Here is a 21,533-nt window from a genome sequence, read left to right as displayed (position 1 = left end):
GCAAGTATATTAAGTAAGCATAAAATTTAAATAGATCCTTTTATAAAAATCTCATGGTATAAGGTATACCATGGGATTTTTAAATTGTTATTGTATTTAGGTCTATGTTAAATATTTCTTTCAATTTATTGACAAACTCTTGATTATTTTCAATTTTAGTTTTACTTTGAACTCCACTTTGGGTTATAGATAAAGTGTCATTTTTTAATGAAATTCTGGCTTCCTCAGTAGAGATAGCACAAATTTTATTATTTACAAATGGTGATGTAATTGAAGCTTCAAAAAATGCACAATAAGGTTTAAAATCTTCAATTTGTCTTTCTTGTAATGAAAATAGATACTTGGTTTTGTAGTTATTTCCGTCAAGAGAATATAATAATTTATAACCCCAATCTTCATGGGTAATTATTTTGAAGTACCCAACTTTATCCTTTTGAACTTCATTTATACTAAATTTCAATGGTTCAAAAAAGTTTTGTTCTAAACCTACATCAAAGAGCCAATTTTCATTTTGCAATTCTACCATTAAAAAGTTATGATCAAATAGAGTGCCCTTATCAGATACTTGTCCAGATAAACATTTCACATTAAATCCAATATATTTTAATAAGCGCAAGGCCAATCCATTTAATTCATAGCATACACCACCTCTATGGCCATTTATTATTCTATTTAGAACTTTATCCGCATCTAATTCAATTTTTTTATTATATACTATATCTAAATTATCAAATGGTATATGTAACAAGTGTTGAATATGTATTTTTTTTAGTGTTTCTAAATCTAAATTAAGATTGTTATGGAAATTAATTTTTTTCAAATACTCTTTTACAAACAGTTCCTTATCCAAAAATATTACTCCCTTTACATTTTTTATATATTAAACATATTTTATCATAATTAAATATTATTTCAAATAATTCTATGTAAAATTTTGTGATTTTGGGGAATATATTAAGATTTTGTGTTATTAAAATCAAAAAAGTTATTTTAATAAGAAATATTTAAATGTTTATTATTTTTATTTAATAAACATTTTAATATAAATTCTAAAAATAAAATATATTTTAAATAATATAAATAAGAACAAAGATATAAGTGTAAAGTAATAATTTATTTAATAAAGATATTGTGATAAAATATATTTTGGATTAAATGTAGAATATTAGAAGAAGGGTAATGTATGAATGTTAAGCAAGTTTTAGAGATTTCATTGTCAGCCGGGGAAATCCTTTTAAGTAATGGAGCAGAAATTTATAGAGTTGAGGAAACTATTGAGCGTATATGTAAGGCTTATGATTTAGAATGTGAGTGCATGGCAACACCAAAGGGTGTTTTTGTTTCTGTTATGGATGAGGAGGATGAAAAGGTTACTTCACTTAGAAAAGTTAAAACAAAACATGTTGATTTATATAGAATAGAACTTATTAATTCATTTTCAAGGAATCTCCAAGAAAAAATACTATCCTATCAAGAGGCAAAAAATATATTAAAAGATATAGAAAAAGCACCTTATTTTAGTTTTCCAATAAGATGTTTAGCTGCATATATGACATCTTTTATATATGCATTATTTTTTTATGGGACAATTTGTGATGCCATTGTAGCAGGAATTATAAGTGTAGGAATTTATTTTATATTAGAAAGAATAGGGCCAGCAGGATTTTTTCAGCTATTTGTTTCTGGTTTTATTATAGGAATTTTAACTTTAATATGTAAGTCATTAATTCCATTTGTGAACAAGGGAAATGTTATTACTGGAGTAATAATGATATTAATACCTGGAGTAGCACTTACTAATGGAATTAAAGATGTTATTTATGGTGATTTTATGTCTGGTATTGTTAGATTTGGCGAATCAATGCTTATAATAATAGCCGTAGGAGTTGGAATTGGTGTGGCGTTAACTTTTGGAATGTGGGTGGGATTATGATAAAGCAAATAGTATTAGCATTTTTAGGGAGCGTATTTCCTGTCATTCTTTTTAACATTGATAGAAAAAAGATAGTATGGGCTGGGCTTTGTGGAGTAATAGGTTGGACAACCTATCTTGGGGTTTATAGTTTTAATAAAAGTTCTGTTGCAGCCGCTTTTATAGGTGCGTTTATGGTAGGAATATATAGTGAATTTATGGCAATAAGACTTAAGACACCTGCTATAGAATTTTCAATACCAGGAATATTTCCGTTGGTTCCAGGAATAACAGCATATAATACTATAAATTGCATAGTAGAGGGACAATATTCTTTAGCATACTCTAAGGGAATGCAAACTATAATAGTTGCAGGGGCAATTGCTTTTGGAATAATGCTTTCTTGTACAACCTATAAGTTTGTAAAGAGAAAAATAAGATTATAAAAAGGAAGTATTTTAAATAAATCTCATGGAAATAAATATATCCGTGAGATTTTTCATTATAAAAAATTCAATTATAAAAGAAAATTTACTAGGAATAAAAATATTAATAAGACTAATACAAAGATAAGATTATATTTTAAAAATAATGAAGAAATTATAAATACAATAGAAGGGGAAAGTCCAGTAAAAATTGAGATGATTAATTATCAAGAAGAATAATATAGATTAAGATTTATACTTGTTGTAAAAATAAGTAATATAAATAATTATTTGACAATCAAAGTTTTGTAAGGTAAACTAATTTGTAGAGAATTGAATAAATGGTTTTAAATTCAATATGTGGTAAAATAATATAAAATTAAATATATTTAAAATTTAAATAAATATTTTGAATATATTTATAAAGTATAAATAATTAATATTTGTTTTATGAATGGGTGCTTTAAATAGATTTGCTGTTTATTAATAAATTTTGTATTTTGATGTTAAAATCCTTTATATTTGTAGTTAAAACCTTATAATCTTAATGATTATAAGGTTTTATAATATATTAATAAATTATAAAAGAGGGGGATTCCATGATAAAAAAGAAGGTTATTTTATTAACCATATTAACTACATTAAGCGTAAGTGCAGTTAATGTTCAAGCATTAGAAGCTTTACAACAGCAAACGAACTTAGCGGTAAATACAAATGATAATAAAAACATATCTAATCAACAAACATCAGATAAGAGCTTAACAACAAATAATCAAGGGATAGCTAATAAGGAGAATAAAATTATAGATAATGTTAAGCAAACACCAAATCAAGACTTTGTGAAGAGTCAAGGAGCACTTACAAATGACAATAAAAACTTACCTATTACCAAATCAAGTACAAATGAAACTAAAAGCTTATCTAAAACACAAACTAATACAAATCAAGTACAAACCCCAGCTAAGAATGAAAAGGCAAATGTACCAATATCTGAGCTTGATAAAAATACATTAGTAAAAGATGTTCCAGAATTAGTAGAAGAATTAGAAGGTCAGACTTGGCTTTATAGTGCAATTGGTAGTTCTAGTAAATATACTACTGAAACACAAGAAACACTTACTTTAAACGATTTAGAAACTTATGATACAATTAATGTTACATCAAGTAATATTCCCCCTTTATCCAAGATACCTAAGATTGTAGGTAGAATGCAAAATTTAACTTATTTATGTTGTATATCAAATAGTGGAACATATAATATGTTTACGCCTACACGATACTTTAGTCCTAACGGACAGTTAGTTTCTATTTCAGAAGAAATAAGTAAATGCCAAAAACTAGAATGGATAGACCTTAGATGGAATAATTTATTACATTTTCCCAAAGGAATAACTAAGCTTGCTAATCTAAAGTATCTAAATTTAGATTATACTGGTGTAGCATTTACCGAGCATTTACCAGCTGAGCTTGTTAATCTTAAAAATCTAAAATTTTTAGGTTTATCAGTAACAGGAATAACTGCTGAAGATATAAAACTATTAAGCAATTTTACAGAATTAGATGAATTACATTTAACTGCTAATGCTACTTTAGACTCTATAGAGAATATATGTAAAATAAAAGTGAAAAAAGCGATTGCATTTGATAGAAATAAAATTTATGGAGAAGGTTCGGAATTATTGAAATATCCTTCAGATTTATCAATTGTATGTAATTCAAACAATCTTCATTTTACAGATGATGATGTATTAAAGATATCAAATTCAGATGATAATAAGCCAAGAACAGTTCATAGCAATTTCTTTGAAAATAATAAACCTACTAATCAAACTCATTTAAAAATGGTAAGTGCTTTAAAGGATAAAAAAATCAAAAAAGGTACTTCTATAGAAGATATTAAAAAGATGTATTTATCTTCAATTAGAATACCTTTATATAGAGAAAATAATACTACTCCAGAGAAAGAAAATTTTGATGTACATTTTCAAGGAAGTCCTTTTAAGATAAATATTCTAGACAATAGTCTTTTCAATAAAGAAGGTGTAGCAATAAATGAAGGGACTTTTAAAGTAGGTGGTTCTTATGAAAATTTGAAATCTAACTTAATAGAAGATTCTTTTGAAGTAATACCAAATATAACTACACTTACTATTAATTATGTTGATGATAAAGGTAATAGTCTTTATCCTTCAAAAACAGTTTCTAAAGATTATGGTTCTAAACTTAGGATTATACCACAAGAAATAGATAAATATACTTTTAAAAATGTAGATGAACCTTCAATGTTACAAAATAATGAGTATACATTTGGAAATGAAGATAAAACTATTAATTTAATATATGCAAAAGATATTCCAGGAGTAAATAAAGCACCAGTTATAACTGGTATCGAAGATTATATATTGATAAAGGGAGAAGCTTTTAATCCATTAAAAGATTTAGAATTAAAGGCTATGGATAAAGAAGATGGTGATTTAACTAAAAATATAAAAGTTATTAAAAACACAGTAGATATAAATAATTCAGGAGAATATGAAGTAGAAGTGTCAGTTACAGATTCTAAGGGAGCTGCTTCAACATTTAAAACAAAAGTAATTGTTAATGAAAAGAATGTAGAACAACCTAAAACTCCTGAGCAAACTAATACTACTAATAGTAGTAATGCAAGTACTACGACTAATATAAGTAAATTACCTACTACTGGATCACCAATTAAAGATGCTACAGCAGTAATAGGGATTTCAAGTTTACTTTTGGGATTATTTTTAAGAAAAAGAAAATAAATTTTAAATTATAATGAAAAAAGTTCTAAGAAAAATCTTAGAACTTTTTTTATTATAATTTTCTTTTTCTAAATAACATAAATCCGCCATATCCGCCAAATATTAGGATTCCCCCGCCTACAGGAATAGCTACTTTAGCAGAGATATTTTTAAAGTAAGAATTTGATTTATTATTGTTGCCATTATTTGAGGCTTTTTTAGCATCTTCTTTTGAGCCTATAGTAAATTTGTAAACTGCTTTACTCTTATTAGATAACTTATCAGTTGCAGTTATTACTAATTCATAATCACCCTTTTCACTTATTTCTTCTCCATTATAAGGCTTACCATTAAGAGTCATTTCAATAGTAGCATCCTTAGAAGCAGAAACTTTAGGTTTTACAGGTTCAGTATAGAATTTACCATTTTCTAAACCGTCGACTACAATTTGAGGTAGAGTTGCATCAAGCGTAAAACTAATACTTTTAGTACTTACATTACCAGCAAGGTCTACAGCTCTAACTATTAAGGTGTATTTTCCACTTTCTGTTATATCTCCTCCAAAATAATCTTCTCCATTTAGAAGAGAATTAATTAATGCACGAGCGTCATCAACACTGATTAAAGGAGTTAACTTTCCACCATTAACTTGGTTTTCAAGAATACCCTTGATTGTTATTATTGGAGCAACTGTATCAATAGTAAATATTATTTTAACTTCTGTTCTATTTAGAGCTCTATCTACAGCAACTAAAGTCAAGATATAATCACCATCTTTAGTTAAAGTAGCACCATCATAACTAGAACTATTAAGGGATGCAGTAAGCTTAGCTGTAATATCATCTACCCTAAAGCTTGGAGTGACATTTTTATTATAATATTTATTATTAATTACACCGTCTACAGTTATTACTGGAAATACAGTATCTAATATAAAGCTCTTTTCAAATTGAGTGGTGTTACCTGCGTAGTCACTAACTGTAACTTTATAGTTGTGTTTTCCGTTTGAAGTTATAGTTGATAAAGGATATACAGAACCATCTAAGCTTATAGTTCTAGCACCTATATCTTCAGAGTTGGTATCACTAACACTAATTTGAGGAGTTATATTGTGATTAATATAATATTCATTATCTTCAGAACAGGAATTACCATCAAACCCATTTACAGATAGCGATGGACGAGTTCTATCTACTACAACTGTATAATTATAATTTGAAGTATTATTTGCTTCATCAGTTAGACTAATAGTAATATTATAGGTTCCTTCTGCAGCTACAAGTTCATTAGGGATATAATCTCCGGACAAATCATAAGTTCTATTATTTATAGTAGCTTTCTTAACTATATTAGAATTACTAGTGTAAGTATCAGAACTATTAAATCTAATGTTAGGAGATTCAGCATTTGAATAATAAACACCATTTACTATTTTCCCATTGCCAAGATTCAAGCTCAAATTAGATAATGTAGGAGCCGTTCTATCAACAATAAAATTAAAGCTATCATCACTAGATTTTCCTACAAGTGAATTAATGTTGTAATTAAATGTGTATATTCCCTCTGCGGCGCTATTAGTAGGTAAAGTAAAGGTTAAATTACCACCAACAGCTTGCCAATCAAAATTACTAGTTAGGAAATCATTAGTAACATTAATACCATTTCGAGTAAGAGAATATGATGAATTAATAAAGCCTGCAATGTGGCTAGCTACATTCACACTAAAAGTTAAGTCTGTATTATAGTGTTTACCCCTTATAAAACCTGTAGAGCCAGAAAGTGATGCGTTAATATTGGTATTATCTACAGTAAAAAATTGATTAAATGAAGAGGTAGCATCGCTATTATTAGAGAAATCTATAGCTGTACTTTCCACATAATAATATCCATTTCCAGGTAAAGGCATTGTGAACATATAGCCATCACCATAAGGTTTTAAATTATTAGAATCTATTTCAAGAAGACGGCCTCTATCAATAACATCTTTAGTTGGATTATTTGAAACTGTATCTAAATATCTAATTTTTAACCTTTCAATAAAGGCTTGTTTGTTTAGATTACTGTCATTAACTTTTATTTCAAAGTTATTGCAATTATTAAATGTAGTAGCCCTAATATCTGTATTTTTAGTTATATCTGTGCCAGATACTGATATATTATTTTGTGGTGCTTCTGAATCAAATATGAATTTGTAGTTATTATTTGTAGATGAGTTATCTAATAGGTCTGTTACACTAAAGGATAAATCTATCTTACATTCATTACGTTTAGTTAATTGAGTTTTTAATCTCTCTATTTCCTTACGGAGCTCTTCATTAAACTTGTCTGCAGAGCAAGAATAACTGGTATTATTTAAAGTATATCTTACAGTTAGTTTAGTATTAGGGGTTAAATCCTGTATCTTAAATTCAGGAATATAATCTTTCTTAGTATAGCACTTAATACTATCAGTAGGATTTTCTTTGTTCATAGTATATATTGGATTATTCTCTAAGCTTACGGTAGGAGCCTCATTATCTACATAAAGTTTGAAATTAGATTTAAACTTATCAGTATTCAAAGTGTTTCCGCATGTATCAATACAATTCACTGCTACATCATAAATTGTATTTGCATTAAATTGCGCAGCAGTAAGCATATCAGTAGTAGAGTCATCAGCAGCTATTTTATAAAAATTAGGGTTATCTTTAGTAGCAATAGAAATAGATTTATTTAATTTAGTAGCATCAGGAATACGAGTAAAGGACGTAGAATTATCTTTAAAATTAAATTTTAAATTTGAAGTATTATCTTTAATATACACATTATAATCTTCGTCAATTACAGGTTGATTTAGGTTTTGATTATCTTTAAATAAATCAATAGTATAAGAAGGTTTTTCAGCATCATAAACAAAAGTAAAGCTTTGACTCCCTGGCTTACAATTTGACTTAGGCTGAGCAGTTAAGTTGACAGTATAAATACCTGATTTTAAAGAGTTTGTATCATTAACTACTAATTTGAATTTAGAGCAATAATCAGAATAACCAGCAGATTTTAAAATAAATTCAGAAGTACAATCAGTTTCAATATCATCTTTACCATTAGCTCTAACTACCTTAAAGTTAGGATTTACTATTTTATTACCATTGCTATCTTCAGTTAATAATTTTGAATAGTTATCTAATATATCTATATCTATATTAGGAGTTTCATTTATATATTTTTCTTTAGTGTCAGCTAAAGAGATTTCTTTAGCGTTAAGTTTAGTTTTTATCTGGGTTTTTGTTTCTATTGCAAAACTACCATTTAGTTTTACAGCATCATCTGAATCGAAAGTAGCATTTTTAAACATGTCAGTAGCTTGAATATTAAAGTTAGTAAGTCCATCACTTAATGAAGCTAAGTTTTGGTCTTTTTGTAATGCTAAGATTTGTTCAGTATAGCCATTATATTTTAATGTTTTAAAGTTAGATAATATATTTTCAATACCTTCTTTATTGCTAGAGGTTAAAGTTTTTAGACTTGATTTGTCTAAAAAGTATGATACATCTTTACCAGAGCAAGTTCCTAAAACACCATTAATCTTTAATGCCGGTGTAATATTAGTATTAAATGAATCATCATTTTTCATTTCTTTAAAATCTTTATTAGAATCCAAATAACCTAATGTAATCTTAGGTGCTGTAACAACAGCAACTTTTACAGTGTAAGGAGTTTGATTTCCACTTAAGTCTACGAAGTAGGCAGTAATCTCATATATACCTGGATTGTTTTTATCTATTGTTTTAGTTATTTCTTTAAAGCTTTTAGTTGTTTCATCACGTTTAATATCAAACTTGTCAAAGGTTATTTCTTCAGTATCACTTAATACTTTTTTTATTTCCACAGTACCAGAAGCAAGATAAGGTTCATCTACTTCTATATTAAAGCTGTTTTTATTATTGTTAGTAGTAGCTTTATTAAAGCTTATATTTAAATCAAGTGAAGAATCAAAAGCATAAAATGATTGGGTTGATTCATTTGGTAAATTACATTTATTGATTAAGCTGGCGCTATTATTTTTAACAACTGGTTTAGTTTTATCAACTATCAAATCAAATTTAGTAGAAAGTTTATTAGAGCTTTTATCTAATGATTCGATATTTATATTATACTTACCCTCAGGTAAAGTTTGTTTTGTTGTAGTTATTGTTTTAGAAGTAGTAGAGTTACCATTAAAGATAGCTTTACCCTCAGAATTAGTTATAGTAACAGCATTTTTATAATCATAATTTGGGTTGTTATTTTTAGCATAAAAACCATCTGAATTATCATGAAAATTAAATTTAATACCTATATTATCATTTGATGTATAAACAGCATTTTCATAATTGGTAGGATTTTCATTGTCACCTATACTTCCATCCTCATTGAACTTGAAATATTCAACACTACAAGTTGGAGCCTCTTCATCATAAATAAATGAGAAGTTTGAAGTAATATCATTTTCACAATAAGAAATAAAATGAGCATTAACCTCATAATAACCTTGAGTTAAATCTGAGTTTGGGTTAGGTTCTAGAGTGATTTTTGGTGTAAAATTAGAAGTACTAATTGTTTGTTTAAAATCACTAGTAACATTATGCCGAGCTCCATTTTTATCTACTTTTGTGATAATTATATTGGTACAATCAGGATCTAAATCAGAATAGTTTTTATTTATTGTAAAATCTATCTTTGGTAAAGATTGAATAAAATTATTTGAGTCATCTTTAATGTCAATTTGCTTATCTTTATTAGTTTCTTTATCTTTTAAAGTAAATGTTGTATTTATTTTTGGTTTATTAGATTCAATAGAAAAATAACTATTTAATACATTAGAAGAATTATCAAATATATCAGAGAGTTGAATATTATAACGAATACGACCATCCTGTAAATTTATTAATTCACTATTGTCGATATTAGCTAATTTAAAATAACCTTCTGAATAGTTATCACAAACAAATTTTAAATTATCCTGATTATATTTAGTTTGATTATAAGTTTCATCAGTTTCAATTAGACTAAATTGATTAAACTTAGTTAAATAACCACATCTTTTGTTATCACTATCTAAATTATAGCCTAGTACACCTTTTACTTTAACTACAGGATTTATTAAATTTTTTAAAGAAGCCCTTTTCTTTAATGGTTTAAACTCACCGTTATCCAAATAACCTAATGTTATTTCAGGTTTTTTTAAAACAGCAAGTAGAACTGACTTTTCTAAAGGTTCATTACTAAAATCATAAATAGTATATTTGACTTCATATATTCCAGAATCTGATAAAGAAATACTTGGTATTTTGTTGTTTTCAAAATCTTTCTTGTAAAATGTTTGTGTTTTATAATTTGTTTTATCATTATTTGAATTTACTTTATTAATAGATACAGAAACCTTTGATAAATTAACTTCATCTATTTTTATATTAAAATTATTATCAACATCTGTTTTGGTAAATGTATCTAAGGAGAAATTTAAGTTAACGTTAGAATTAAAACTATAAAATGAATTTTTTTCAATTTTATCAGCATCAGCATCGACATTAGGTAATAATCCTTTATGTTTTAATAAATATTCATTTGTACTAGCTTGAGGTTTTAAATTGTCCACTACTAAATTATATGATGCTGTATTAACTTGATTAAAAGAATCACTTGCTAGGATATCTATACAATATTCACCATCGACTAATTTTAATTTCTCAAAATTAATATTTAAATTTTTATGCTCATCAAAAGTTAACATATCAGGAGATAATTTGATACTAGAAGTAGTATTGCTATAGTTTAATATGTCAGCATATAAATCATTATAATTAGGAGATTTCTTTTTAGGATAAAGAAATACAGCTACTTCATCGGCTTTAATTGCCTCTTCAAATCCTTCTCTTTTTTCAGGAAGAATATAAGAGTTAGGATCAAATTTAGTAAAAGTATCAGTAATATTAACTTTAAACGAATTTTTATCCTTTTTTAAATAATACTTATTATCTTCAGTATTGTAAGTATAAATATCATTATTCTCGCAAACTTTTATTATAGGTGCATTAAGATCTACTGAAAATTTAACAGGTGCAGAGGTAATAGTACTATTATCTCTTAAATCAGTAGCTATAGCTTTTATAACATAATTGCCTTCATTTTCTTTAACAGTATCAAGACTGATTTCATTTTCTAAATCGTTAGCTTTATACAATTTATAAGTTAAAGACTTTAAATATTTAGCGTTAGTTTCAAAAAGCTCTTTTTCGTTTAATGATATGACTTTGTTGTTAGTATCAGAGGTTATTTCAACTTTATTAACTATAATATTAGAATCTGATGGTATTTTTGAATTAACTTGAAAATCGTTATTGTCAATAGTTATATCTTTGGAAATGATGTTTGATTTGTTGCAAGCATCATCGTAAGATATTACTTTTAGACGATAAGTACCATCAGTTAATTTATCACTATTTTTTAATAAATTTTTAAAATCAAAAGAACCTTTTAGAGTATTAGTATTATAATCGTATTTAGTTTTTAAAGTATCATTCTTAAGGCTAACTTTAGTATCGTTAGCAGTAATATTAGTAAGTTCAAAATATATAGTATTGGCAGTAGGTTTTGCCAAATTTGTATCACTATTTATAATAGGAATTTCCTTTATATTAGAATCACTTCCCTCATCACTATAATCAAAGCTTAAATCTACAACACTAAGATCTGATTTAGAAGGTTGAGGTGAAGGATCTTTAAAGGTTAAAGTTGGTGAAATTGAATCAATAAAATAATTTACATTATAATTAATATCTCTATTAAAGGAGTCTGTATAGCTTATCCCAATATTAGGTATATTATTTTTTATATTAGTGAAAATAATATTATTTTCTTTAACAGTATAATTATATTTGCTAATATTTTTAATTTTAAGTTTTGAAGTGTCTATTTTTTCATCAGTATTTAAAAGAGATATAGTAAAACCAGAGTTTGATGCAGATATTATTTTATAGTTGCTATTATCTATTTTAATAACTGATCCAGAATAATTAGAAAAATCAACATTATATTTGTCTTTAGGTATATCAACAGTAAAATTATAGTCAGCAGCATAATTAGCTTGATCTGTAGCTTTAACAGTTACTTTAGTACTTGATTTGGTTAATTTTAAGTTTAGATTGTTAGTTAAACTATCGTTTAATTTAAAATCATTAGGTAAAAGGTTATTACCCAAGTCATCAGTTATCTTTATATCTTTTAATTTCTTATTTGTATAAATATTAATAGGAAATGTACCTGTTTGTTTATCATCAAATTTTATTGCATCATTATTATATATATCTACAAAATTATATGAAGGAGTATTTTCAGGATGATATTTTATAGAATCTATAGTTAAAGGTGTTTTATCATGAGTGTATTTTTTTGTGAATTTAAATGTAGAATTATTTTCGGTTGATACTCCATAGAAGCTTAAATTAAAATCATCTTTTCCATAAGTATCTATTGCAGCAGAATTATGAGATTTATCTAAACGAAAACTTTTACCATCATCAGTTTTGATCTCTATATAGTCATTGTCATTTTCAATTTTAGGAACTGTAAGATTAAATATAGAGTGAGTAATAGTATCAAAATTACTGTCATTTAATGTTTCATCATCAAAAGAAATTGGAATAATGTTGTTTAAGTTAACTTCTTTTGAATATATTTGAAATAAATTGTCACATGTATATAACTTAACAGAATTATTAGTAGTTTTAGTATCTACCTTAATGTTTTCGTAATTAAATGAACTAGTATTTTTTTTCGTAGGTATTTTTAATTCATTATTAATTAAAATTCTATTGTTATTTTCAATATAATTTCCATTTATATTGAAGCTTAAATCAACATTCAAGTTCTTATTGTCATCAACAACATAATCCTTCTTTATATTAGAGAAAGTAGAAGGTGTAGCAGTAGAATAGTTGAAATCAATATATGTTGAGGTATTATCTTCATAGTTAATAACAAGCGATTTTATAGCTTTATTGTTATTATTATTGAATGTAGAAGATGAATCAATATCTAATGGAAGTACATACAAAAGGTTAGCATTTATTTTGTTAAACTCAAGAATATTTCCATTTTGTAATAAAGCATTTAATTTTGTAATGTTTTTCTTAGGTTCTAAAGTGAATTTAAAATTGTTATATATTGATTCAAATGGAACATCGTATTTATAAAGTCCGTTTGTTATTGAAGTTGGAGTTAATGGAAAGTATGTTTTATCATCAGTTGCTAATAGCTTAAGATTAGAGTCTTTATCGACTGTAGATGTTGAGCTTCTTATGTTATTAAAAGTAGTTGTATCCTTATTTTGGCTAGCAATACTAGCCGTTGTAGCTGAATTAAGTTGTTCTAATGGATGGCTAGTAGTAATAAAATTTTTATATTTATCATCAGTAGTTTGATTGTTTTGTACATTAGTTTGATTATTAGTTGTAGTATCAGCAAAAGCATAAACTGTAGTTAAACTATTAGAAGTAAAATAAGTTAATGCTAAAGCTAAAGTAATAATGGTTTTAAGTTTTTTTCGGTTCAATGAATTTTCCCCCCCTTAGATTCTTCATATTATAAATTATAACTATAAATACATAAAAATACAAATAAGTATTTAAAAACAATATACTTAACAAAATGTAAAAGTTGTAATAAATAATTATAAATGATAAAATATTAAATAAATAATATTTTATGTAATAATTTTTGGGATTTTTTATTAAATGGAGGAAGGAAATGAGTGAGGTAAAAGGCAAAATAATAGATGGTAGGTATAAGATAACTGATATACTTGGTAGAGGAGGTATGAGTATAGTATATAAGGCTATTAGTCTAAATTTGGAAAAAGAATGGGCTATAAAAGAAATAACTTTTGACAGTAATTCAGATGTGGATTTTCTTGCAGAGCCTAATATACTTAAGAACTTAGATCATCCAGCGTTACCTAGAATAGTGGATATAATAAATAAAGATGAAAAAATTTACATAGTACTTGATTATATAGATGGAACTAATCTAAACACATTATTAAATCAATGTACTTCGTTTCAAGAAGATAAAGTAATAGGATGGGCAAAGGAAATTTGTGATGTTTTAATTTATTTGCATAATCAAAAACCAAATCCTATTATATACAGGGATATGAAGCCAGGAAATCTAATGCTAAATAAACAAGGTCATATAAAGCTTATAGATTTTGGTATAGCAAGGGAATATAAGGAAAACACAGAAGCGGATACAGTTGTAATAGGAACTAGAGGATATGCAGCACCAGAGCAATATGGAAATCATCAAACTGATCAAAGAACAGATATTTATAGTTTAGGGGTAACTCTATATCATTTATTAACTGGGAAGGGTCCAAATGATCCACCTTATGAACTTCTACCAGTAAGATCAATAAACAATAAGTTTTCAGAAGGAATAGAATATATAATAATTAAATGTACCAAACAAGATCCTCATTATAGGTATCAAAATGTAGAGGAATTACTTGAGGATTTAAATAATATAGACAAGCTTAGTGCAGAATATAAAATACAAAAAAGAAGAAGTAAAGGTAAATTTTTTATAGCTTCTTTAATTATATCAATTTTATTTGTAGGTTCAGGAATATATAAGATTAATAGTGTTAAAACAGGTGAATATTTAAATGTATTATCAGCAGGTGATAATAACAAAAAATCTAAAAAATATGATGTAGCTATAAGTAAATATAACGAAGCTATAAAACAGGATCCAAAAAGAGATGAAGGATATTTAAATGTTGCAAAATTATATTATGATACAGCACAATTTGATAAGCTTATAAATTATTTAAAAATAGAAGCACCTAAAGAAAATGAAAAAATAACTAAAAATGAGGAATATTCATACCTTTTAGGGTTAGCTTGCTTTGCAAAAAGTGATTATAAAGGTTCAGAAGAGAATTTTAACAACGTAAAGAGTAATAATTTCGATGGAATAGAATTCTATAGAGCTATATCAAAAGCTCTTAATAAACCAGGAAATTTATCAAAAGATGATGAAGCTACTAAAGTGGTTTCAAACTTAAGACAATATATAGAGCAGCAAACAGATGCTGCAAAGAGGGTAAGAGGATATATAATGTTATCAGATTTATATGCTGCTAATGCTCAAGTTTTTGATAATAATATTGATAGTCAAATAGAATTATTAGAAAAGGCTATAGCTCAAAGTGAGGATAAGAGTAATACAGCTCTTTATGAGAAACTAGCACAAGCTTATAATGCAAAAGCTTTTGCTGTAGCAGATGATGAGACACAAAGAAATAAATACTCAAACTTAGCACTTAATAATTACAAAATATTGGAGAATTTAGGCTATGAAACATCCTCACTATATTACAATATAGGGAATATAGAAAGGACACTTAAAAATATTGAAGAAGCAGAATCTTATTATAATAAACTAGTAAAAAAATATCCTAAAGATTTTAAAGGTTATATGGGGCTAGCAAAATTGAACTATGATAGAGAATCAAAAAAAGATGCTGCCTCTAGAGATTATTCAAAATTTGTCGAGAATTATAAATTGGCAGAGCAGAATAATTCAGCTGAAAATAATCCGGAAATAAATAACCTTAAAGTATTATATAAGGAAATCCAAAAGCAAGGATATATAAAATAGGAGGTATATTATGAGGATAGGAATGGCACTTCTAGTAGTTGGAATAATAGGAATTTGCGTATCTATAGTAGGAATATGTATTTGCTTTTTTTCTAAAAGTGTATGGATAACTAGCAAAAAAAATGATATTAAAGTTAAGAGTAAAAGTAAGGAAAAGTCACAAAGAGGTATTAAAATAGGAAATAAAATTACTACAAATCAAGTGATAAGTAATGATACATCAAGTCTTCAAGATGAGTATTCAGATGGGACAGAATTATTAAGTCAAGAATATGAGGACCATATTTCAGATAATAATTCAGAAGGTACTGAACTATTAAGTGAGGAAGAAGGTACTCAGTTGTTAGAAAATAACTCAGAAGAAACAGAATTATTAAATCAGGAGTATGAGAAACATATTTTAAGTAATGGTTCAGAAAATACTGAATTATTAAGTAAGGAAGAAGGCACAGAGTTATTGGGGCAAGAGTATGAAAAGTATAATTTAAATAATAGTGGAGAAGATACTGAGTTGTTAAAAGAAGAAGAGGGAACACAATTGTTAAATTAAGTATATAAGATATTTTAAAGTTACATTTTTTATTTAAACATAAGGACAAAGATAAAAAGCTATGAGGTATAAGAATAAGGCTATTACTTCATAGCTTTAAATGGTTAAAAATGAAATATGAAATGTATTGAACGCAAAGGGATTAAATGGTAATATATTTAAATAAAGGGTATAATGGTAAATTTATAAGGGGGTATAAGATGGCTAACTTTAGAACTAATGTGAATTTTGATAGTAATAAGAGTATAAGAATGCACATTGTTAAGTTATTTTTTTATATTATAAGTATTATTTCAGTAACAATGATACTTTTGCAAAGAATAGGTACAAAACTATTTTTAAAATACAAACTTGATGATTTAGATAATATAACTAGAGAATCTTTAAACCAGAATATAGATAGCTCTTTAAATTATATAACTATTTTACTTATTGTAGTAACTATAATTCTTATAGGGACAGGTTTGTTTATAGTCTGGAAGATATTTGGAAAGTCAGCTAGATTGTTAAATGGCTTAAGAATGCATATAGATTATTTAAGTCATGGGGTTTATCATTATTCAATAAAAGAGAAGTATTTTAAACGTCAGGATGAGATTGGGGCTATTTGTAGAGGAATAGATACAATGCAAAAGTTTACAGTGCAAATGTTAAATGATATGGCAAATTGTAATGATATTATGAAAGATCAATCAAATAATTTAACCAATATTTCTAGTGGTTTAAATAGAACTACTAATACAATATCAAGTTCAATAAAACATATAGCTTGTGGTATATCAGGTGAAACTAACGATATAGAAATTATTGTAAATGGTATAAATGAGTTTAATGAATTATTAAAAGATGCTGTTTACGATATAGAAAATGTTTCAGAAATGGTTAAAAATATTCATAAAGATGCCACTGAGGGAAATGGTTATATGAATGATTTAATTAAGGCGTTAGAAGGGTTTAATAATAATTTTCTAACTTTTGTTAATGTACTCGAAGCGATGAGTGCTAATATAAAAAAGGTTAATGATATATCTGAACTTATAAATAATGTAGCTCAGCAAACTAATCTTTTAGCGTTAAATGCAGCAATAGAGGCTGCAAGGGCAGGTGAGGCTGGAAAGGGATTTACTGTAGTTGCAGAGGAAATCAGAAAGTTATCTGAGAAAACTAAAGAATCCTCTATATCAATAAATACACTTATAAATAATGTACTTATAAGTTCTGATAATCTTAAAAATAAAACATCAGAAATGAGTACAGAAATAGAGAAGCAAAAACAAAGTATGTCTAAATCTATAAAAGCATATAAATATATATCTGAATCTGTTTCAGAAGTAACCCCGAAAATTATAAATTTAACTAAAAGCTCTAACAAGATATTAATTAGTAATGATGAAATTATAAGTAGGATACAAACCTTGTACTCTGTTAATCAAGAAATCTTTAGTACAACTGAACAAATATCAGCATCAGCTGAAGATACAAGTATATCATCCGCTAATTTGTTGAATTGTGTAAATGAACTTAAAAATATTACTGAAATTAATAAAGATTATATAAATAGATTTGAGTTAGTTGGACCTAAGGAGGAAGAATAATTTATGGAATATATAGAAGAGGGTGTTAGGAAGGGGTATGGTAAATTTAAGAGTTTAGAGACAAGTATATGGTTTGCATTAACTTTTTTATTTACTTATATACTTTTTAAGTTAACTAAGCTTATAATAGCTGGAGGTGCTTATAAATTATTATTACCAAAACTAAAAGGAGATATGATTTATTATTCCTTTGGAACTGGACTAATTGCTGAAGTAGTAGCACCTATAATTTTATTCATAGCAGCTAGCTTTTGGGCATCATATTTGACAGATAAAATATTTTTTTGGCTACATTATATTGAAGCATGGGAGTATTTTTTTGAGTATAGAAGTAATAGAATGTTTTATCATATTAGTTCTAATATTATATATACTACAATAACATTTTTGGTTCTTTTTATAGGATATATAGGTATATTAAAATTTAATTATGTTGCTATAACTACTGAGGAATTCAGTCAAAATATCTTAAATATAGAAAACAAAATAATTAAAGTATCAGAATTAGACAAATTTGATATTCGTTGTAGGTATTCTTTTGATCCTAAAGAAATATTTGAACATTCTGTTTTAGATAGTAGAATTGAAAAGGACAATATAACTTTTCAGCCTATGTTAAGAGGCGAAGAACTGGGTGGTATATACATGTCAAAAACAGAAGATGAAGTCTCGAAAATGTTTTTTATGATGGCAAAGAAAAACAATAAACCAGTAACTTATTCATTTGATATAAAAGGACACAATGATAAAAATAATACAGTAATAGAGAATATATCAAAAGATGCTTTAAAAGAAAAACTATCTTTTGTATCTTGTAAGAAATGTTTAGAGAAAATAGATAATGAATTAAAAAAACAGTAAATATTAAAAAAGGGATTATCTTGATTGATAATCCCTTTTAAAAATGGTAATTCTTTTAGATAATTTGAGCCTAATCTAATTGAATTACAGAGATTGAAGCAGTAACAACATTAGAAGAATCACTTGTTGTCTTATATTCTAGTTGTAATAATCCGCCGCTAGTTATTATAACTCCACCGGAAATTGAAACGCTAGTCTCACAAGCATAGGCAGAACCAGAATTTACAAAACTACCTACTACATAGTAATTATTCAATAATAATAAACCAGCTATATTACTTTCGGTATTTGGAAGCATGCTTCTTAAAATATATGAAACATAGTAACTATGACCATCAGCAAGGTTTATTTCAGTTGAGTTATCTTCATGATAAATATCACTACCACTAATTGCTACTGTATCTAGTGGTACTAATTGCCCGTCACATAAAACAACTCCAGCTCCTCCAGCATCTGTGAATTGACCATGTTGTGAAGTACTTGGATACCCGCATGGACCTTGAGGACCTTCAGGACCTACATCACCTTTTGGACCTCTAGGACCAGGACACCCAGGTTCACCTTTTGGACCAGGGCACCCAGGTTCACCTTTTTCGCCTTTAGGGCCTCTAGGACCAGGGCAACCAGGTTCGCCTTGAGGACCAGGACAACCAGGTTCACCTTGAGGGCCAGGGCACCCAGGTTCACCTTTTTCACCCTTAGGGCCTCTAGGACCAGGGCAGCCAGGTTCACCTTTTGGACCAGGACATCCACGTTCACCCTTAGGACCTTCATGACCAGGGCAACCAGGCTCACCTTTTTCACCCTTAGGACCTTGAGGGCCTGTAGGACCTCTAAAACCTCTAGGCCCCTCACAACCGTGTTCGCCTTGAGGACCTTGAGGACCAGGTATACCTTGAGGGCCACGACAACCATGTTCACCTTGAGGGCCCATAGGACCTGTAGGACCCATATGACCACAACATCCTGTAGTACCTCTAGGACCAGTAGGACCTATAGGACCCTGTATTCCAGGTACTCCTTGAGGACCGCGATGACCAGGTAAGCCTTGAGGGCCAGGTATACCTTGAGGACCTTGAGGACCTTCAGGTCCGGTACATCCTTTAGGACCTTGAGGGCCTTGTGCCCCTTGAAGTCCAGGAAGACCAGGTAAGCCTTGAGGACCTTGAGAACCTGTTATACCTCTAATACCCTGAGGACCTTGAGGACCTTGAAGTCCAGGAAGTCCCTGTACACCTTGATGTCCTCTTTCACCTTTTTCACCTTTAGGACCTTGAGGACCCTGAGGACCTTGAGGGCCAGGAAGACCAGGAAGTCCTTGTAGACCATGAGGACCTCTTTCACCTTTTTCTCCCGTTTCACCTTGTTCTCCTTTTTCACCTCTAGGACCATGACAGCCAGGTTCTCCATGAGGACCTCTATCACCTTTCTCTCCTTTTTCACCTTTCTCTCCCTTTTCACCTCTAGGACCAGGGCATCCAGGTTCCCCATGAGGGCCTCTATCACCTTTATCCCCTTTATCCCCTTTTTCTCCTTGAGGACCAGGATAGCCAGGATCACCTTTAGGACCTTGAGGACCAGTTGGACCTTGAGGACCAGGACAACCATGTTCACCTTGAGGACCAGGATAGCCAGGAATTCCTTGAGGACCAGTTACACCCCTCTCTCCTTGAGGACCTTGAGGACCTTGAGGACCATTGTGTCCAGGTTTTCCTTGAGGGCCTTGAGGACCAGTTGGACCTTGAGGACCCATTAAACCACGATCTCCTTTATCTCCTTTAGGGCCAACAGGGCCCATATGACCATCTAATCCATTTTCACCCTGAGGACCTTGAAGACCTGGTTGGCCTTGAGGACCACGTTCACCTTTTTCGCCTTTAGGACCTTGAGGACCAGGGCATCCCTTAGGACCCTGAGGACCTGTAGGACCAACACATCCTCTTTCTCCTTTAGGACCTTGAGGACCTTGAGGGCCTGGAGGGCCTTGATGTCCAGGGCAACCTCTATCTCCTTGAGGACCTTGAGGTCCCATATGACCAGGTTCACCTTTTTCACCCTTATCACCTTTGTCTCCTTTAGGACCTGGAGGACAAATTGGTGGACATGGACATGGAGTAGAATCTTCATAGTGAACTACTAAATATGGAGTATATTCATCTCTGCTAGAAGAAAATGTTATTGATTCTCTAGCGGATGCACCAATTAAGCTTATGCCATAGTTTGTATATAAGTTGTGTGACCAATCCTTAACTAAATCTGTAATGTCTATTGATACATATTCATTTATATCAGATGTTAAGATAGAAGCAGAGTATTTGGTCTTTTCAACCTGAGGAGCGCTAGCCCATGTTACTGTGTTGTAATCAAAGTCTTCAAGGTTTTTATATACATTTAGTTTGAATTTACTTGAAGTTCCAGAACAATGAGTAGCTTTTAGGTATAAAAATAATTCTGCTTTTATAATTTTGTCACAGTCATCAATAGAGGATAAATCAAATTTTAGTAAAGATATAAGTGTATCGTTGATAGTATTTTTAATAGTATTGTCACCAACTATTAAGTATTCTAGCTTACTAAAATTTGAGCTTGAATAGTAGTTAGATATAAAAGTATCATTTTTAATAGATATACGAGTAGAGTCCAAAATACGCACCTCCTGTAAAAGTAAGAAATATAATAAATTTACAATTTCATCATACAATATATAGTATTAATATAAATTTTATTTGTTACTTTGAATTGTAAAAA

General features: G+C 28.5%; 10 protein-coding genes. 7 read left to right on the top strand and 3 right to left on the bottom strand.

Annotation, left to right across the window (positions count from 1 at the left end; genetic code table 11):
* Window positions 1-79: 79 nt before the first annotated feature.
* Window positions 80-850, bottom strand: coding sequence for an arylamine N-acetyltransferase family protein (locus tag BUB01_RS11995; protein WP_159433241.1), 771 nt, complete (start codon window positions 848-850; stop codon window positions 80-82).
* 333 nt (window positions 851-1,183) lie between these two features.
* Between BUB01_RS11995 and BUB01_RS11990 the strand changes: the two genes are divergently transcribed.
* The 3 genes from BUB01_RS11990 (at window position 1,184) to BUB01_RS11980 (ending at window position 5,120) form a co-directional block, all read left to right on the top strand.
* Window positions 1,184-1,933 (top strand): threonine/serine exporter family protein, encoded by a 750-nt coding sequence (locus tag BUB01_RS11990; RefSeq protein ID WP_072987871.1) that lies wholly within the window; start codon window positions 1,184-1,186, stop codon window positions 1,931-1,933.
* The gene (locus BUB01_RS11985) at window positions 1,930-2,358 is read left to right on the top strand and encodes a threonine/serine exporter family protein (protein ID WP_072987868.1); all 429 of its coding nucleotides are present in this window, start codon (window positions 1,930-1,932) and stop codon (window positions 2,356-2,358) included. The genes BUB01_RS11990 and BUB01_RS11985 overlap by 4 nt, the downstream gene beginning before the upstream one ends.
* Before the next feature lie 578 nt (window positions 2,359-2,936).
* A complete protein-coding gene (locus BUB01_RS11980; protein ID WP_072987866.1) occupies window positions 2,937-5,120 on the top strand; it encodes a MucBP domain-containing protein in 2,184 nt (727 codons plus the stop codon).
* 52 nt (window positions 5,121-5,172) lie between these two features.
* Here BUB01_RS11980 and BUB01_RS11975 read toward each other — a convergent pair whose 3' ends face one another.
* Complete coding sequence (locus BUB01_RS11975) at window positions 5,173-13,671, bottom strand: hypothetical protein (RefSeq protein ID WP_072987863.1); 8,499 nt, start codon at window positions 13,669-13,671, stop codon at window positions 5,173-5,175.
* A gap of 194 nt (window positions 13,672-13,865) precedes the next feature.
* On the opposite strand from BUB01_RS11975, the gene BUB01_RS11970 reads away from it, so the two are divergent.
* The 4 genes from BUB01_RS11970 (at window position 13,866) to BUB01_RS11955 (ending at window position 18,785) form a co-directional block, all read left to right on the top strand.
* Window positions 13,866-15,779 carry a serine/threonine-protein kinase gene (locus tag BUB01_RS11970; protein ID WP_072987860.1) on the top strand — a complete coding sequence of 638 codons (1,914 nt, stop codon included), beginning with the start codon at window positions 13,866-13,868 and terminating at the stop codon, window positions 15,777-15,779.
* Between the two features lie 10 nt (window positions 15,780-15,789).
* Window positions 15,790-16,329, top strand: coding sequence for a hypothetical protein (locus BUB01_RS11965; protein WP_072987840.1), 540 nt, complete (start codon window positions 15,790-15,792; stop codon window positions 16,327-16,329).
* Between the two features lie 200 nt (window positions 16,330-16,529).
* A complete protein-coding gene (locus BUB01_RS11960; RefSeq protein WP_072987837.1) occupies window positions 16,530-17,924 on the top strand; it encodes a methyl-accepting chemotaxis protein in 1,395 nt (464 codons plus the stop codon).
* A 3-nt stretch (window positions 17,925-17,927) separates the two neighbouring features.
* A complete protein-coding gene (locus BUB01_RS11955) occupies window positions 17,928-18,785 on the top strand; it encodes a hypothetical protein (protein ID WP_072987834.1) in 858 nt (285 codons plus the stop codon).
* Between the two features lie 70 nt (window positions 18,786-18,855).
* Here the strand turns inward: BUB01_RS11955 and BUB01_RS11950 are convergent, their stop codons facing one another.
* Window positions 18,856-21,429, bottom strand: a complete 2,574-nt coding sequence (locus BUB01_RS11950; protein ID WP_072987830.1) for a DNRLRE domain-containing protein — start codon at window positions 21,427-21,429, stop codon at window positions 18,856-18,858.
* Between the last annotated feature and the right edge of the window lie 104 nt (window positions 21,430-21,533).

Origin of the sequence: Clostridium cavendishii DSM 21758, assembly GCF_900141845.1 — a bacterium.
Taxonomy (GTDB): domain Bacteria; phylum Bacillota; class Clostridia; order Clostridiales; family Clostridiaceae; genus Clostridium_AG; species Clostridium_AG cavendishii.
The sequence above is the reverse complement of the archived record's forward strand: the minus strand, read 5'-3'. Positions and strand labels throughout refer to the sequence as shown.